Annotated in this window: 15 protein-coding genes; 10 read left to right on the top strand and 5 right to left on the bottom strand. The window is 57.1% G+C overall.

Going from position 1 to position 16,864, the window contains the following annotated elements:
* Positions 1-403: 403 nt before the first annotated feature.
* Positions 404-1,495, bottom strand: a complete 1,092-nt coding sequence (locus EXR70_21330) for an ABC transporter substrate-binding protein (GenBank protein ID MSP41041.1) — start codon at positions 1,493-1,495, stop codon at positions 404-406.
* Between the two features lie 14 nt (positions 1,496-1,509).
* On the opposite strand from EXR70_21330, the gene EXR70_21325 reads away from it, so the two are divergent.
* Positions 1,510-1,794: an Lrp/AsnC family transcriptional regulator gene (locus EXR70_21325; protein MSP41040.1), complete on the top strand. Its 285-nt coding sequence runs from the start codon at positions 1,510-1,512 to the stop codon at positions 1,792-1,794.
* 165 nt (positions 1,795-1,959) lie between these two features.
* Here EXR70_21325 and EXR70_21320 read toward each other — a convergent pair whose 3' ends face one another.
* The 3 genes from EXR70_21320 to EXR70_21310 form a co-directional block, all read right to left on the bottom strand.
* Complete coding sequence (locus EXR70_21320; GenBank protein MSP41039.1) at positions 1,960-3,447, bottom strand: tripartite tricarboxylate transporter permease; 1,488 nt, start codon at positions 3,445-3,447, stop codon at positions 1,960-1,962.
* A gap of 303 nt (positions 3,448-3,750) precedes the next feature.
* On the bottom strand, positions 3,751-4,251 hold the full coding sequence (locus EXR70_21315; GenBank protein ID MSP41038.1) for a tripartite tricarboxylate transporter TctB family protein: 501 nt from the start codon (positions 4,249-4,251) through the stop codon (positions 3,751-3,753).
* 88 nt (positions 4,252-4,339) lie between these two features.
* Positions 4,340-5,296, bottom strand: coding sequence for a tripartite tricarboxylate transporter substrate binding protein (locus EXR70_21310; protein MSP41037.1), 957 nt, complete (start codon positions 5,294-5,296; stop codon positions 4,340-4,342).
* 274 nt (positions 5,297-5,570) lie between these two features.
* Here EXR70_21310 and EXR70_21305 point away from each other — a divergent pair, with 274 nt between their 5' ends.
* From EXR70_21305 to EXR70_21290, 4 genes are read left to right on the top strand one after another with little or no spacing between them, the layout of a single operon-like run.
* A complete protein-coding gene (locus EXR70_21305; GenBank protein ID MSP41036.1) occupies positions 5,571-6,815 on the top strand; it encodes a hypothetical protein in 1,245 nt (414 codons plus the stop codon).
* Between the two features lie 43 nt (positions 6,816-6,858).
* A complete protein-coding gene (locus EXR70_21300; GenBank protein MSP41035.1) occupies positions 6,859-7,551 on the top strand; it encodes a response regulator transcription factor in 693 nt (230 codons plus the stop codon).
* Entirely contained in the window at positions 7,551-8,279 is a 729-nt protein-coding gene (locus EXR70_21295) for a hypothetical protein (GenBank protein MSP41034.1), read from the top strand. Before EXR70_21300 ends, EXR70_21295 begins: the two co-directional genes overlap by 1 nt.
* The gene (locus EXR70_21290; GenBank protein ID MSP41033.1) at positions 8,276-9,124 is read left to right on the top strand and encodes a HAMP domain-containing histidine kinase; all 849 of its coding nucleotides are present in this window, start codon (positions 8,276-8,278) and stop codon (positions 9,122-9,124) included. Before EXR70_21295 ends, EXR70_21290 begins: the two co-directional genes overlap by 4 nt.
* Here EXR70_21290 and EXR70_21285 read toward each other — a convergent pair.
* Complete coding sequence (locus EXR70_21285) at positions 9,049-10,770, bottom strand: B12-binding domain-containing radical SAM protein (GenBank protein ID MSP41032.1); 1,722 nt, start codon at positions 10,768-10,770, stop codon at positions 9,049-9,051. The two genes, EXR70_21290 and EXR70_21285, sit on opposite strands and share 76 nt — an antisense overlap.
* A 114-nt stretch (positions 10,771-10,884) precedes the next feature.
* Between EXR70_21285 and EXR70_21280 the strand changes: the two genes are divergently transcribed.
* The 5 genes from EXR70_21280 (at position 10,885) to EXR70_21260 (ending at position 16,205) form a co-directional block, all read left to right on the top strand.
* On the top strand, positions 10,885-11,952 hold the full coding sequence (locus EXR70_21280; GenBank protein MSP41031.1) for a hypothetical protein: 1,068 nt from the start codon (positions 10,885-10,887) through the stop codon (positions 11,950-11,952).
* A 114-nt stretch (positions 11,953-12,066) separates the two neighbouring features.
* Positions 12,067-12,765 carry a hypothetical protein gene (locus tag EXR70_21275; protein ID MSP41030.1) on the top strand — a complete coding sequence of 233 codons (699 nt, stop codon included), beginning with the start codon at positions 12,067-12,069 and terminating at the stop codon, positions 12,763-12,765.
* Between the two features lie 123 nt (positions 12,766-12,888).
* Positions 12,889-13,986, top strand: a complete 1,098-nt coding sequence (locus EXR70_21270; GenBank protein ID MSP41029.1) for a cupin domain-containing protein — start codon at positions 12,889-12,891, stop codon at positions 13,984-13,986.
* A gap of 139 nt (positions 13,987-14,125) precedes the next feature.
* The gene (locus EXR70_21265; protein ID MSP41028.1) at positions 14,126-15,562 is read left to right on the top strand and encodes a UbiD family decarboxylase; all 1,437 of its coding nucleotides are present in this window, start codon (positions 14,126-14,128) and stop codon (positions 15,560-15,562) included.
* Positions 15,563-15,623: 61 nt separating this feature from the next.
* On the top strand, positions 15,624-16,205 hold the full coding sequence (locus EXR70_21260) for a histidine phosphatase family protein (protein ID MSP41027.1): 582 nt from the start codon (positions 15,624-15,626) through the stop codon (positions 16,203-16,205).
* Positions 16,206-16,864: the final 659 nt, after the last annotated feature.

Below are 16,864 nucleotides of genomic sequence, written 5' to 3'. Positions count from 1 at the left end.
GCCGAGTCGATCAAGTTCATTCAGACCAACCGCGAGGCGACCAAGAAAATCATTACCAAGTGGATGCCGCTGAAGGATGCCGATCTACTGGAAGATATTTACCGATTCGCCACCGAGAATTATGCCAAAGAGGGATTTACTCCCGAGAGCGCGCTGCGGTCGATGGCCAAACTGATGGCGCAAAGCAATCTCATCGACGCCAAAGCCGCCGCCGCGACGCCGGTGACGGCTTATTATGACAACCGCTATGTCGACGAGGTGAAACGCTCGGGTTTTTTTGAGCAGCTGTGGAGATAATGTCCAGGGGAGTTCAAAACGTTCAAGCCCCTCGATACGCGACCTTGGTCGCTACTCGGGACAAACGGAATTTGTTGCTCTGCGCGAGACCCTCGACTCAAAACCTCTACGGTTTGTAAAGCCGGTCGAAGAATCCTTCCTTTTCCAACTCGGCGACGATGGTGTCGTCGACGATGTCATCGACTTTCACCGTTGAGCTAGGCTTTTTTGCCAGCGCGTCTTTGAGTTGGATATCCATGCCTTCGCGGGTGACGTAGGGCACGCGGTCGAAGAGTTTGGCGTTGACGTCCCAGGCAGCTTCCAGATAGGCGGGCTCGTTCTGGCGCGAATACTTGGCGAGAATCTGTTTGCTCTCCTCCTTGCGTGTCTTGAAGAAATGCGAGCCTTCGCTGAGCGCCATGACCAGTCGCCTGACGGTCGGACGGTTGGCGGCAAGATAACTTTTCGTCGTCGTGCCGCAGATGTAGGGAAAGGGATAGGGCTTTTGAAAATCCGCGGTGCTGATCAGCACCCGCTGCGGCATGCCCTTGGTGAGATGCAACACTCCGGGCGGCGCGGGGAAGGCGGCGATGCGGCCGGTGCGGAAAGCGGCGGCCCGTTCGCCGGCGCCGCCGACCTGGATGATCGCCACGTCTTTGTCCGGCTCCAATCCGAGATTGCGCAGGAATACCCGGGCGACGACATCGGAGGAGCTGCCGATGCGGCTGATGCCGATGCTTTTGCCTTTCAGTTGTTCCTTGGTCTTGATCGAGTCCTGGACGATGAGTTCGTAGGGCAACGTGTTCATGAAACAGGCGACGGCGACCAGATTTGCGCCGCTGACGGCGGCGCTGGCGATGGTGCCGCCGGTGCCGTTGCCGAATTTCAACTGGCCGGCGACCAGCACGGCGACGTTGGTCGAGGAGGCGGGGATGAATATCGATTCAACGTCCAAGCCGTATTTTTTGTAGAAACCTTTTTCCTGGGCGATGTACCAGTTGGCGCTCGGGGCGTCGACGGAGCTGTAGGAGACCGTGAGTTTTTCCTGAGCGGGGAGAGGATTGGCCGCAAAGAACGCAAAGAACACAAAAAGGAAAATGCGTCGCAACGATTTGGACATCTTTATCGAGCCTCCGTTTCGCGTCGCATAGTAGTGAAGGTTGACGCGACGGTCAAGGCGTTGACGTTTGTGCATGCCGTCGGTTAGTGTTCGAGTCATCAAAGGAGATCCACATGTTATCTGCCATCGTTTTGCTGAATACCGAAAGAGATAAAACCAACAAAGTGGCCGAGACGCTCGCCGATCTCGACGGCGTGACCGAAGTTTATTCCGTCGCTGGCCGCTACGATTTGGCGGCGGTGGTGCGCGCCAGCGACAACGATCAGCTCGCCAAGGTGGTGACGGAAAAAATTCGCGGCGTGTCGGGCATCATCTCGTCTGAGACGCTGATCGCGTTTCGCGTTTACTCGCGCCATGATTTGGAGCGGATGTTTTCCATCGGCATGGAGCATCCGTAGCCGGCGGCTACGGATGCGTTCCTAATCGTTCCAGCCGTTCCAAAGGTTCTAATCGTTTTCGGAAGGCGGGGCGTTGTCATTTCGAGGCCGCGCCGAGAAATCTATCGGATAGATCCCTCACGTCGGTTCGGGATAACAGCTTGAGATGTAGATGCCCGCACCCGACTAATTTCGGCGCAGTAGCTTGACGATCAGGGGCAAGATCAACAGAACCAAGGACAGCGCTAGGATGCTGGCCGAGATCGGGTGAGTGAGAAACACCGACGCGTCGCCTTGGCTGATCGCCAGGGCGCGTCGGGCTTGGGTTTCGGCTAAGGGGCCGAGGATTAAGCCAATCACCGCTGGGGCGACCGGGATGTCCCAGCGGCGCATGGCGAAACCGAGTAGGCCGAAGACGTAAAGGGTGATCAGATCGACTACCGATTGATGCAAGCTGTAGGCGCCCAGAGTGGCAAACACCAGGATGCCGGCGTAGAGCAACGGTTGCGGGATGGTCAAAACCTTCACCCACATCCCCACCAATGGTAAGTTAAGAATCAGCAGCATGACATTGCCGATATACAAACTCGCTAGCAGACCCCAAACCAAGTCCGGCTGCATTTGAAACAGCAGCGGCCCCGGTGATATGCCATAGTTCTGAAAGGCGCTGAGCAATACCGCGGCGGTGGCCGAGGTCGGGATGCCCAACGTCAGCAGCGGCACCAGCGCGCCGGTGACCGACGCGTTGTTCGCGGCTTCGGGGCCGGCGACACCTTCAATGGCGCCGTGGCCGAACTCCTCAGGATATTTGGTCAGTCTTTTTTCCACGGCGTAGGAAAGAAAAGTGGGAATCTCGGCGCCGCCCGCTGGAATGGAGCCAAAGGGAAAACCGATCGCCGTGGCGCGCAGCCAGGCCGGCCAGGAGCGCTTCCAGTCTTCCTTCGACATCCACAGTCCGCCTTTGATCTGTTCCATCTTTTCTTCCAGGCGGCTGGCGTAGGCGCCGACGTAAAGCGCTTCGCCGACGGCGAACAGGCCGACGGCGAGCACGACGACATCGATACCATCCAAAAGTTCCGGCACCCCGAAGGCGAAGCGCGACTTGCCGGTTTGGCTGTCGATGCCGACGACGCCCAACAACAAACCGAGAAATAAACTGGTTACCCCTCTCACGGTGGAGCTGCCGATGACCGCCGCCACGGTGGTGAACGCGAATACCATTAGCGCGAAATATTCCGCCGGGCCGAACTTCAGCGCGATTTCGACGACCAGCGGTGCGAGGAGCGTGACTAGAATCGTCGCAATGGTGCCGGCGACGAAAGAGCCGATGGCGCAGGTGGCGAGCGCCGCGCCGGCGCGGCCGTTCTTCGCCATCATGTTGCCTTCCAGAGCGGTGGCGATGGAGGCGGATTCGCCGGGCGTGTTCAACAAGATCGTCGTCGTCGAGCCGCCGTACATGGCGCCGTAATAAATTCCCGCGAACATGATTAGCGCGCCGGTGGGATCGAGTTTCACCGTCAGCGGCATGAGCATGGCGACGGTGAGCGCCGGGCCGACGCCGGGCAGGACGCCGATGAAGGTGCCTAACATGGTGCCGATGAAACCCCAGAGCAGATTGAGCGGCGTCAGGGCGATACTGAAGCCGTGTAACAGTGAGGTGAAGGTTTCTGTCATTAGTTTCTTCCGTTTGAAATGTTCAACGGAACCATTTCAGTCATTCGCGCCGAGACGCCAGCGAAAGAAAATCCGAAATCCGAATATCGAAACAAACCGCACAAGGGCAAATCCGAAATCCGAAGCACGAAAGCGGCCCCGCGGATCGAAATAAACTGAGGCCAAATAAATTCAAAATCAGAAAAACCAAAACTTCGAATCCGATCTGGCTTCGTTTGGAACATTGTATTTGTTTCCGTCATTTTGAATTTGTTTCGGATTTCGAAATTCGTGCTTCGAAATTTCCTTATTGTCCTCTAATTTCTAGATGCCGGCGCCGCCGAGGATCGGTTTCAACCAACCGGCGGGCAGATTGACGTTCAGAAATTTAACGAAGAAAAAAAACACCGAAAGTCCCAGGACCAGGCCGATGGCGAAGTCGCGCGGCAGTTTGGCGCTGCCGAAGCCGCGGGCGACGCAGGCAAACAGCGCCGCTTGGGCGATAACGAAACCACCGGTGTGAATCAACAGGATCTCCGCGATCACGCCGGCGCTGACCCAGAGAAAGGCACCGGGGTGGAACGCGTGTTCGCCGCGCGCCTCGGGGTTGTCGGCGACGGCGTTGCGCCAACCGCCAGTGAGAGTTTCGTAGAGCAGCCACAGACCGAGGAGGATTAACCCGCCGGCGATGACCGCGGGAGCAATGTTGGGGCCGATACGCGCGTAGCCGCCGGCGCTAGGCAGTTGCGCCGTACCCACCGCCGTGGCGGTTCCCAGGGCTAGAATGGCAAGCGAGAGCGTCAGCTCGGCGGGTTTGGCTTTCATTGATAACCGGTTGGTTGGTGCATCGGTAGGGGCGAATTTTTTTTCGCCCCTACCGCAGGTTGTTGCGGCAAAGGAAAATGTCGCGAAGTCATTTGGTATTCTTGATGCCCAGCGAATCGATAATGCCGGCGACCCGCTTAGTGTCCTCGTCGATGAACTTTTTGTACGGTTCACCGCTCAAGAAGATCGGCGACCAGCCGAGTTTAGCAACGGTTTCTTTCCACGACGCCGATTCGGTGGCGCCGCGGACGATTTTTACCAAGGCGTCGGCTTGCGCTGGGGTGATGCCGGGCGCGCCGAAGATGCCGCGCCAGTTGGCTAGCTCGACGTCGATGCCTTGCTCCTTCAGCGTCGGGTAACCGTCGATCTTGGCCGGGCTGGAGACCGCCAGGGCGCGCATACGGCCGCCTTTGATCTGTTCGGCGAATTCGCCGATGCCCGACACGCCGGCGGTGACATGGCCACCGACGATGGCGGCGATCGCTTCGCCGCCGCCTTTAAATGGCACATAGTTGACCTTGACGCCGTCGACGCCGTTGGCTTTAGCAATCAATCCGGCAAGGATGTGATCGGTGCCGCCGGCGGAACCGCCACCCCAGGAGATGCTGCCGGGGTTGGCCTTAAAGGCCTTAACGAGGTCGGCCATGTTTTTGTACGGCGAGTTCGACGGTACGACGATGATTTCGTACTCGCCGGTCAAGCGCGCCAGGGGTGTGACCATGGACAGATTCATCGGGGAATTTTCCAGATAGATCGCGCCGACCATGACCATGCCGCCGATCATCACCGCATTGGGATCGCCCTTGCTTGAGTTGACGAACTGGGCGAGTCCGATGGTGCCGCCGGCGCCGCCCTTGTTGTCGAACTGGACGGACGAGACCAGCTTGGCGCTTTGCATGGCATTGGCTAAATTACGTCCGGTCTGATCCCAACCGCCACCTGGGTTGGCCGGAATCATCATTTTGATACTAGGTTGGGCCTGTGCCTCAGCCGTCACGCCGGCGATCGCCAGGACGACGAGCAGGCTAGAATACCATTTACGCATATTGCCTCCTTAGAATTGTTCGGCTCGCAAGTCGAACCAAGTTGAGAATTTATAGTCAACGGCGAATGAATTGGCAAGCTTCGATTATCGGAACTCGCGGAATGCAAATCGCAAAAAACTTCAAGTCGTTCAAATCGTGGTCCGGAGAGCGCAATTCAATAGGCCTGCACAGTGTATGCACATGAACTCCGCCGAACCACCACGGGAGCTTCATGCCCCATGCAAATGGCGTGGTTAGACTAATGCCATCTTAAAATCAGAGAGAGGAATATTTATGTCAAAGCAAATTGGCGCCATTGTCGTGATCTTCATGTGCACGGCGGTGGCCTGGTCGGTCTTGGGGACGACGATATTTTCGCGGACCTATTCTTTCGATGAATCGTTGAAGGGACGGGTGGCGTCGATCTGGGGCGCGCCCCATGTGCAAAAGCCGCCCAAGGCGACCACGACCAAAGAGGTGATGAGAAAAGTCGAATCGGTGGAAAACGGCAAGGCGGTAGTGCGCATGGAAAAAGATTATGTCACCGCGCCGGTGGAGCTGGAGAGCAGCAAGCTCAATGTCGCCCTCGACCTCGAACACCGCCAGAAGGGACTCCTTTGGTACAGCACGTACAAGGTCGTCTTCGCAGCGGACTACGAGCTGAAAAATCCTACCGATGTCGAGGCCGTCGACTTCGTCATCACATTGCCGACGGCCCAGGCCAGTTTCGATGAAATGATCGTCGCCGTCGACGGCGTGCCGGTCGCTTTCGTCAATGAAAAGTCGACCTTGCGCGGCGCCACGCGCATCGCCCGCGGCGGCAGCGCGTTGCTGACAGTGAAATACCGATCCCAAGGCTTGGACAGCTGGCGCTATCACTTTGGCGACGAGGTCTCTCAGGTGCGCAACTTTCAGCTTGAGATGACGACTAACTTCAAAGACATCGATTTTCCCGACAATACCTTGGCGCCGGCGGAGAAGGCGCCAACCAAGGATGGCTGGGCGTTGACATGGGAGTCGAAAAATCTCTTGTCGGGATTTCAAATCGGCATGATATTGCCGCAAAAACTGCAACCCGGTCCGCTCGCCGGGCAGATCAGTTACTTCGCGCCGATCTCTTTGTTCTTCTTTTTCTTTCTCATGTTCATCATCACCACGCTGCGCAATATCGACCTGCACCCGATGAACTATTTTTTTCTCGCCTGCGCCTTTTTCGCTTTTCATCTGTTGCTCGCTTATCTGGTCGATCATGTTTCGATCCACTGGGCGTTCGCGATCTGCTCGCTCATGTCGATCGCTTTGGTCATCAGTTATTTGCGTCTGGTGGTCGGCATTCGCTTTGCCGCGGTGGAGGCGGCCATCGCCCAGTTCGTTTACTTAGTTTTGTTTTCCTACGCCTTTTTCTTCAAAGGGCTCACCGGTTTGGCGATCACCATCGGCTCGATTCTCACTTTATTCGTCGTCATGCAGATGACCGGCCGGATTCGCTGGTCGGAAAAGTTTGCGCCGCGGACGCCGGTTCCGGCGCCAACTAAGTAAGTGGTGTTTTGCCGATGAAGACATTATCCTAGGTGTTGAAGCTATGGCGATAAAAATTCTCGTCGTCGATGACGACGCGCATATTCGCGAAGTGGTGCGTTTCGCTTTGGTCAATGCCGGCCTCGAAGTGTTTGAGGCCGGCGATGGCCAGAAGGCGCTGGAGCTGTTTCAGCGTAGCAAGCCGGACTTGATCGTCCTCGATATCACCATGCCGGAAATGGACGGCTTGGCGGTGTGCCGCGAAGTGCGCAAGACTTCCGATCTACCGATTCTGTTTCTCTCCTCGCGCACCGACGAGGTGGACCGTGTGGTCGGCCTTGAAGTCGGCGGCGACGATTACGTGGTTAAGCCGTTCAGTCCGCGCGAGTTGGTGGCGCGGGTGCAGGCGATCTTGAAACGGACCCGCGGCCAGCCGAGAGACGCGGTGGCAGTGCAGGAGCTGACCGGTGGCAGCGTGCGTCTCGATCTGATTGGCCACGGCTCCTATTGGAAAGACAAAAAAGTTGTCTTGACCGCTACTGAGTTCTCACTGCTGAAAATCTTTCTGTCCCAGCCCGCGCGGGTGTTTTCGCGCGAACAGTTGATGGACATGGCCTACGCCGGCGCGGTCAACGTTAGCGACCGCACTATCGACAGCCATATTCGCAACCTGCGCGGCAAGTACGCCAAAGCCGGCTGCAAAGAATTGATCGAAACCTTGCACGGCGTCGGCTACAAATTGGGCCCATGCCGTTGATGGCGCAGCAACGACGTTGGCGCTTCAAGCTGCGCACGATTTTACTGGCGGTGAGTCTGGCGGTGTTGGTGATTCCGGCCGGTGGAATTTTTATCTTTCGTATCTACGAAGGCGAGCTGGTCAAACAAACCGAGATCGAGTTGATCGCCCAAGCGGCGTTGATCGCGGCGATGTACAAGAATGAAGTCGCGACCTTGGTCAAAGACGGCGGCTACGGCAAGTTGGTGAAATTGCCGCCGGCGGGCGACGAGTATTTTCGACCGGTTAAACCGCAACTCAATTTATCTGGCTATCGGATTCGTTCGCGGCCCCAGGATGCGGCGAGCACCGAACTCAAAGCCGATAAAATCGCCCAGCAAGTCGGCGCCAAGCTGACGCCGATCTTGCTCGAAGCCCAACGGACCAATCTCGCCGGCGTGCGGCTGCTCGATGCTCAGGGCATCGTCATCGCCGGGCGCGAAGATATCGGCAAGTCGCTGGCCCATGTGAGCGAAGTGCGCGAGGCGCTGCAGGGACACTACGCCAGCGCGATCCGCGAGCGGCTGATTCGCCGGCCGCAGCCGGCGCTGGTGTCGCTCAGCCGCGGCACCGGCGTCAGAGTGTTTGCCGCCTTGCCGATCGCGGCGGGCGAGCGCCTGCTCGGCGTGATCTTATTGTCGCGCACGCCGAACAGCATTCTCGAACATATTTATAGCCAGCAGGAAAAAGTCGCCTGGGTGGCGCGATGATTTTGCTCTTGGTGATTTTGTTGGCGGTGGTCACTTCCTATTCCATCGCCCGGCCGCTTCACGCCTTGATCGCCCAGACCAAACGGTTCGCCGGCGGCGACAAGAAAGCTTTGGAGCCGCTGGCCGCGCCGGTGACCGAAGAAGTTGCGCTGCTGTCGCAAAGTTTTTCCGAGATGGCGCGCAGCTTGGAACATCGCTCGGAGTACATCCGTAACTTCGCCGCCCATGTGTCGCACGAGTTCAAGACGCCGTTGACGGCGATCCAGGGCGCCATCGAACTGCTCGAAGAGCATGCCGCTGACATGGTGCCCGAGCAGCGGGCACGTTTTCTCCACAACATTTCTCAGGACGCGCAACGCTTGAAGAGTTTGGTTGACCGTTTGTTGGAAATGGCCCGCGCCGACGTGCTCGATCCCGCGGCGGGCAAGATGTTGCTCGCGCCGCTGATCGAAAGTTTAACCAGTCGCTATAAAGATGCCGGCGTGTCGATCTCGTGCAGCGGCGATCGCCAGGTTGCGGCAAAGATCGTCGATGAGGTACTGGAAATGGTGTTTACCAATTTAATCGACAACAGCCGGCAGAACGGCGCGGATCGAGTCGAGATTATCGTTGTGAAGGCTGGCGCCAATGTTTCGCTTCGGCTCGCCGACAATGGCCAGGGGATTTCCCAGGCCAATGCGGAAAAAATCTTCACGCCTTTTTTTACCACCCATCGGGACGAAGGCGGCACCGGCTTAGGTTTGGGTATCGTCCGATCGCTTCTCAAAGCTTATGGCGGCGATATTTCGTTGGAGCCGAGTTCCACGGGCGCGACTTTTCGCGTCACTGTGCCGAGCACCGAATAGACTCGCCGCGCAAGTAAATTTCGCGCGAATTCGTCCACGCTAACTTTGCCACCCTCCTGACAGCTAATGGCGCCGATCTCACTAAAGACGCGAGCGAGTAGAGCGGTGCGAAACTTGCGATTTTCCACCAAGCCTTGCGGTGTCGAGTAGAATAAGCGGCCCGTATCGATCAACTTTTCGAGTAGGTCGAAGCCGATCCGTGTTCGGGGGTCCGGCCAATGGCGCGTCATGAGTTCCGTCAGATTCGTCGTCTCGGGCATCGCTAGCCCTTTGAGGAAGTTCACGATCCGCGTAGTAACGAACAGCGTGTAGATGTCATCACGCGAGAAAGAATCGGTCTCGATCGCCAAGGCGGTCAAGCGTGCTCTGACGAAATCCGTTTCAGTTAAATCCAAGCCGCGGGAGATGGGCGCGTTGGGCGTTTGATAAAACGGCGAAGCGCCGAGCAGCACCGGCAGGCGCGCGTTGAACGCCAGGGTTTGAATCATGCTGTCGAGGGTTTCGTTGGGCAGGCCGAGGATTTGATACGAGACGATCTTGAAGCCGAGCTGGTGCGCTTTGCTGACGACTTTGACATAGGCCTCAAGAGTATGCGGACGCTTGGTGGTCTCGCGCACGGTCTTGTCGGAGCTGACCAGCGCCAAGTTCAAGTGAGAGAAGCCGGCTTGGTACATCAATTCCAACAATTCGTCGTCGAGGCTCAAGTAACTGATGCCGTTCATGGCGACGAACTGCATTTGGCGATTGGGGAAGCCCTCGATCAGGCGTCGGCATAGCTCTTTGAAAGTCTGCTTATAGAAAGTGAGATTGTCGTCTTCGAAGTCGATGACGCGGTAGCCTTGTTGGTAACGCAGAATAATTTCTTCGAGGACCTTTTCCAGCGAGCGGCGCCGGTAGTCGGTGCCGAAGGTCGTGTGCACGGAACAGAAAGAGCATTTATGCGGGCAGCTGCGCGAGGTGATCATGAAGGTCATCGGCTTGCCGGCGAGCGTGTAAGTCGCCGGCACGAAGTCGCTCAAGTCGGGAATCGGCAGCTCGTCAATTGGAAAGTTGTCTTGGATCGCGTTGTAGATAATTTCACCGTCGCGCTTGTAGGCGAGATTGGCGATTTGTTCGACCGAGGATCGATTATCGAGACAGCGGAGAAATTCGACCAACGGTTTCTCACCTTCGCCGCGGATGACGTAGTCGACGTGGGGCGACGACAGCAGCGATTGCGGCACGGCGGATGCATGGGAGCCGCCTATGACGACGATGGCTCTCGTTCGCTTTTTCACGCGCGCCGCGACTTTCAGCGCTTCACGGAAGTAGGGCGTGAACAGCGACGAGATGCCGACGACATCGGGATTGAGCGCGGCGACTTCCGCTTCGATATCGTCGAAGGATTTGCCGAAATGGTAATATTGATGGAAAGTCGAAAACGGCGACTTGTCGGCGAACGGATAATATTCGCTCAAGTAGCGCAGCTCCGTGGGAACCGTCACGGTCTTGCGCCCGCAGCCGCCATGAAAATCTTTGACGATGACTTCGATGTCGGGAAGATGTTTGGCGACGGCGGCTTTCAAATAAGCCAAGCCGATGGGCTGCAAGCGCACATCCGTGTCGTAAAAATCTCGCACCGGCGGTTGGATGAGCAGTAGTCGCATGGTCGGTTGAGTTATATCCTATCTGTTCAGTCGGACGAAAGCGGTTGTATTGTCTGGGCATCAATACTAAATATTTTGTAGCTAGGCGATATAAGCTCGCGATAGGGAGCGTCCATGAAGATCGAACGAGTCGAAACCAAAAAACTCGAGATGCCCTACAGCAAGCCGTTGGTGACGGCGACTAATAACTTTACCGTCGCGCGCGGTTTGTTGGTTACGATCGTGACCAGCGGCGGCGTGGAAGGCTACGGCTACTCGGATCTTTTCCCGCGCGCCGGCGAGACCGCGGACACGGCGCAGCATGTGATCGAGTCGGTGCTGAAGTCGAAAGTGCTGGGCAAAGACCTCGAAGACTTGCCTAGCCTGCGCGCCGATATCGATCGTTCGCTCACCGGCCATCCGCGCGCGAAGTCGGCATTGGAAAGCGCCATGATCGACGCCCTGGCGCGCAGTTATCACATGCCGCTTTACGTCATGCTTGGCGGCAAATTCCGTAGCGAGATCAAAGTCATCAAGATGGTCAGCGTCGGCGATCCCGAGGCGATGGCGGCGGAGGCGAAGGGGCTGGCCGCCGAAGGTTTGGCTTTGAAATTGAAAGTCAGCGGCCGCATCGACAAAGATCTGCCGCGGGTCGCGGCGGTGCGTAAAGCTGTCGGCGATGGCGTATTCATCAAGATCGACGCCAACGAAGCCTACGACGCCAAGACCGCGATTCGCTTCGCCAAAGCCTTGGCCGATCTCGGCGTCGAAGTCTTCGAGCAACCGGTGCCGCGGGATCACTTCGACGCGCTGTGGGAAGTGAAAAAGCATTCGCCGATTAAAATCGAAGCCGATCAATCCTGTCGCAACTTTGCCGACGCGCAAATTCTAATTAAAAATCGCATGGTCGACTCGATCAACACCGGCATTCCCAAAGTCGGCAGCATCGGCGAAGTGCGGCGCATCGCCGAGTTCTGCGAGGCTAACGGCATTCGCTGCGCGCTGTCCAACACGGCCGGCAGCATGGTCGGCGACGCCGCCGCGCTCCATCTGGCGGCGAGTACGCCGGCCATTTCGCCGCTCTGCGAATTGGGCGAGTTCGAAGTGATTACCGGCGATCCGTTCTTCGGCCTTGCCGTGACTAAGGGAACTCTCACCGTGCCCGAGGGCGAAGGCTTGGGAGTGAGTCTGAGAGGGTTTTAAAAATGGAGTGATGGAGTGGTGGAGTGATGGAGTGATGGGTTTCGGATTTCCGGAAAACCCAATATTCCAGTACTCCAACACTCCAGTACTCCAATTCTCTTTTCGGAGGTTTTCATGAGTTCAGCTTTTGCCGCGGCGATGGATAAGATCGTCGCCGATTGCAACGATCGGCTTCTGTGGGTGAAGTTCTCCAAGAACGATTTGACCCAACCAGCGGCGCGGGTGTTGATTCAACAGTGGTCGAGTTTCACGCGCCACAGCCGGCAGTGCTGGGCCCATGTGGTCGGCAACTGTCCCCATGTCGAAGTGCGCAAGTTCATCGTCACGGAAAATTTATACGAAGAAGAAGCTCAGGAAGGCCATTCGCATTTTGAAATCCTCGCGCGCATGGGCATGGCGTTGGGATTGACGCGCGACGAGATCGTCAACGCGCCGCCTTTGCCTACGACCGTCGTGACTATGCGTTGCTGGGAAGCGTTGACTAAGGATCGCACTTGGTACGAAGGGCTGGCGGCGAAGTCCGTGCTCGAGCGCACCAACAATCCCAACTGCGGCAACTTCTCGCACCATCAAGCCGAGCATTGGATGCGCCAGTTGGGCTTGTCGAAAGACGACACCGAGTTTTGGTGGATGCATGATTCGGTGGATCAGATTCACGGTGACGGTTCGCTCAAGTTACTCGAAAAATATTTGACCAGCGACGCCGAAAAACAGGCGGCGCTGCGCGCGGCGGCAGAGTCGATGATGGCGTGGCAAGTTTATTTCGATGGGTTTTATTACGAAGGGATCAGGCGATCGCGGCAGCAGGGTTAAAGCGTCGGAGTCCTCGATACGCTCCTCGCGTCGCCACTCGGGAGAGCGGATTTCTGCCGGACCGATTCCCCGAGGAAGCCCGCAGGGCTGTATCGAGGGGTTTAAATGTTCCAGGAGGCTGTTATGGCCAATTCACAAACCAAAAAAACGCTCCAGCAATTCGATGACGAGCTGAAGCAGCTCTACATGACCGGTCAGTGGACATACGAAAGTTTGCTGACGGCGTGCATCGGCGGGCCCAAGCCGCGCGGCGAGGCTTATATCTGGCCGTGGAAAATGGTCGGAGAAAAACTCGTCGAGGCTTGCGACGTGCTCGAAGAAAGCGTCACGGCGCGGCGCAGTATCTTGTTCAACAATCCCGGCGTGCCGATGGGCGGCACGACGCATACGCTGCTCATGGGCATACAAATGATCAAGCCCGGCGAGATTGCCTGGGCGCACAGGCATACTTTGGCGGCGGTGCGCTTCATCGCCAAGGGCGACGGCAAAGTATTCACGGTGGTCAACGGCGAGAAGTGTCCGATGGAAGTCAACGACTTGATCCTGACGCCGCAGTGGACTTGGCACGATCATCAGAACCCGACGAAGGAAACCGCCATGTGGGTCGATGTGCTTGACGTGCCGTTCATGCTCGGGCTCAATCAGCCATTTTACGAACCCTATCCCGGCGATAAAGTGCAAGCGGTGCGGAAAAAAGCGAGCGAACATTTGCAGCAACGCGTCGGTATGGTGCGTCCGGTTTGGGAAAATTCACAAAAAGAAAATCTACCGCTGCGCTATGCGTGGAAAGAAATCGAACCGCAACTGCGCGCGTTAGCGGACCAGCCAGGCAGTCTATACGACGGAATCGCCCTGGAATATGTCAATCCGATGACCGGCGGTCCGACGTTGCCGACGCTCAGCTGCTGGATTCAACTGCTTCGTCCTGGCGAACACACCAAGAAACATCGCCACACTTCGAGCGCGGTTTACTTCGTCGTCGGCGGTGAAGGCACGACGATCGTCGGCGACAAAGCGCTGGAATGGACCAAAAACGATTGTTTCGCCGTGCCCAACTGGGCGTGGCATGAACATGTCAATCGTTCGAAGAGCGAAGAGGCGTTACTTTTTTCGGTCAACGATTCGCCCATCGTCAGCGCCTTCGGACACTATCGCGAAGAACCGGAAGTGTCGTTGCGATCGATGTCCGTGCCGGCGGTGCCGGCGGCGCAGAAAAATTAGCAATCCCTCGATACGCGACCTGCGGCCGCTACTCGGGAAATCGGCAGTTAATCGTTCCGATTCCCCGAGTAAGCCCGAAGGGCTGTATCGAGGGGTTTCAATGTTTGTGCACACTCAGCGAACGAACTGAAAGGTGAATATGGCAGACCTACGCACATGGCTCGATGATGTAGACAAACTCGGCCAGTTGATGACCGTCAACGACGCCCATTGGAACTTGGAGCTGTCGGCGCTGACCGAACTGATCAACGAGCGCTCGAAGACCCGGCCGGCGATCGTTTTCGACAAGATCAAAGAGTATCCGGCCGGTCATCGAGTGGCGGTGAATCTATTGTCGTCCTTGCAGCGCCTCGCGCTGACCATGGGCATGGATCCGAAACTGGCACCCTTCGATTTCGTGCAGCAGTGGCGCAAGCGGGTGAAATCGATTCAACCGATTGAACCGCGCTGGGTCAAAAGCGCGCCGCTGTTTGAGAACGTTCAGAAAGGCGCCGACATCGATCTATTCAAATTTCCCGTGCCGAAGTGGCATGAACTCGATGGCGGCCGCTACATCGGCACCGACGATTTAGTCGTCACCCGCGATCCGGAAGAGAACTGGGTCAACGTCGGCACCTATCGGATCATGATTCACGGCCGCGATCACATGGGACTCCACATGTCGCCGGGCAAGCATGGCCGCGTGCATCGCGACAAATCTCACGCCGACGGAAAACCTCTGCCCATCGCGGTTTCTTTCGGCCATCACCCGATCAATTTTCTCGTCGCGTCCACAGACGTGCCGTACCGCGTGAACGAATACGCCTATGCCGGCGGCATCCTCGGTCGGCCGCACGATATCGTCGAAGGGCCGCTCACGGGATTGCCGATTCCCGCCGACGCCGAGATCGCCATCGAAGGCGAAGTGGCGCCCAACGATTTCATGCCCGAAGGTCCGTTCGGTGAGTGGACCGGTTATTACGCTAGTAACCAACCCGCCGTGCCGGTGATTCGCGTCAAAGCGGTCTATCATCGCAACGATCCGATCCTGTGCGGCTTTCCATTGCTCAAACCGTCGAGCGGCGACAATCTGCATTTCTCGTTGATGCTCTCAGCTTTGATCTGGAACTCGCTCGACGAAGCCGGCGTGCCCGACGTGCAAGCGGTGTGGTCCCATCCATCGGGCGGCCGCTTCATGACGGTGCTTGCCATCAAGCAGCGCTATCCGGGCCACGCGCGCCAAGCCGCGATGATCGCCAGCCAGTGCCGCTCGGGCGCTTATCTCGGCCGCTATGTGATCGTCGTCGACGAAGACATTGACATCACCAATAGCGAAGAAGTGATCTGGGCGATCAGCTCGCGCTCCGATCCGGTGGATTCCATCCAAATTCTCCGCCGCTGTTGGAGCGGCCCGCTCGATCCGCGCATTCCCGTCGATGAAAAAGGCTTCAACTCGCGCGCCATCATCGACGCGACGCGGCCGTATGAGTGGAGCGAAAAATTTCCCAAATCGAGCGGCCACAGCCGGGAGCTGAAAGACAAAGTCGCCGGCGATTGGCAAGCATTTCTCCGCGAGAAAGTTGGCAGCGCAAAATAATCAGTCGAAGGGATTGGCCGCAAAAAACGCAAAGGGACGCAAAAAAATCTCCGATTGAACGATGGCTGAAGCGCAAAAAATTTATTTGATTCGCCACGGTGAAACCGAATGGAGTCGCGCCGGCAAGCACACCGGTGTTACCGATTTGCCGCTTACTGAATCTGGGCGGCAGACTGCGCGATTGTTGCAACCGGTGTTGGCGCGAGAAATTTTTGTTGCCATCCTGAGCAGTCCGCTTCAGCGCGCGCGCGAGACTTGCGAATTAGCCGGTCTCGGAAAAATTGCTGCGCTGGAGCCCGATCTGATGGAATGGAACTACGGCGAATACGAAGGACTCACGACCAAGCAGATTCAGTCAGCTCGGCCAGGGTGGTCGGTGTTTCACGATGGTTGTCCCGGCGGCGAGACGGCGGCACAAGTCGCCGCCCGGGCGGATCGCGTGATCGCCAAAGTGCGCGCCGCCGATGGCAACGTCGCGCTGTTCGCCCATGGCCATATTCTCCGCGTGCTGGCCGCGCGCTGGATCGATCAGCCGGCGAGTTTCGGCGAACACTTGTTGCTCGACACCGCGACGCTCAATGTTCTTAGCTATTACGGCGACTCGCCGGCGTTGAAGATTTGGAACGCGCCGATCGCGCGCTAATACTCGGTGAAGACATAGCTGATCGAAATTCAGATTGCATTGCGCTTTCGATCCAATTTAATCCCCTGAATATCTCGCTAAATTTGCGCCAGCCTTGTCTGAATCGACTGGGCCAATCTGCAGAAACAACAAGAGGCGGGTGCTTTGCAGCAGCCGCCTCTTGTCTCTCACTACTTTGCTCATCGAATGACTTGTGAAGCTGGGCGACGGGGGAGTGATTCCCCCGTCGCCGGCTGGTTCGAGTTATTGTTTATGGAACTGGTGATTTCCCTTGGTGACGAACGCTGGGCCGACATCGAGGGTGCAACCGCCGCTGATATGAAATGTCGCCGTGTCTTCCGTGCCCGGCTCGCCGGCGTCGGTCAAGATAAACTTGATCGTCGCAGGCAACTTATTGCACGTACCCACGCCTTCACCAATATAGGTATCGGCCCGGGTTCCCGGAGGAGGCGGAGGTTGGAATTGCGGGTTGTCTAGACAGGTCACTTTAGGAACCTCTGAACAACTGCCCTGGAAGCAGGGCAGCGGAGGATAGATCATTTTTTTCGTAATGAGTTACAGTTTTTGCGAAGTTATATCAGATTACATTTTGCTCTCGCGGTTAATAGGGTCCTTAGTTTTGCCTCGATTTGCCCCCGTTGACCGTTGTACGAAGCGCT

It is taken from the genome of Deltaproteobacteria bacterium (assembly GCA_009692615.1).
Classification (GTDB): Bacteria; Desulfobacterota; Binatia; order UBA9968; family UBA9968; genus DP-20.
Note: the sequence above shows the minus strand (reverse complement) of the source record. Positions and strands in the feature narration are given on the sequence as shown.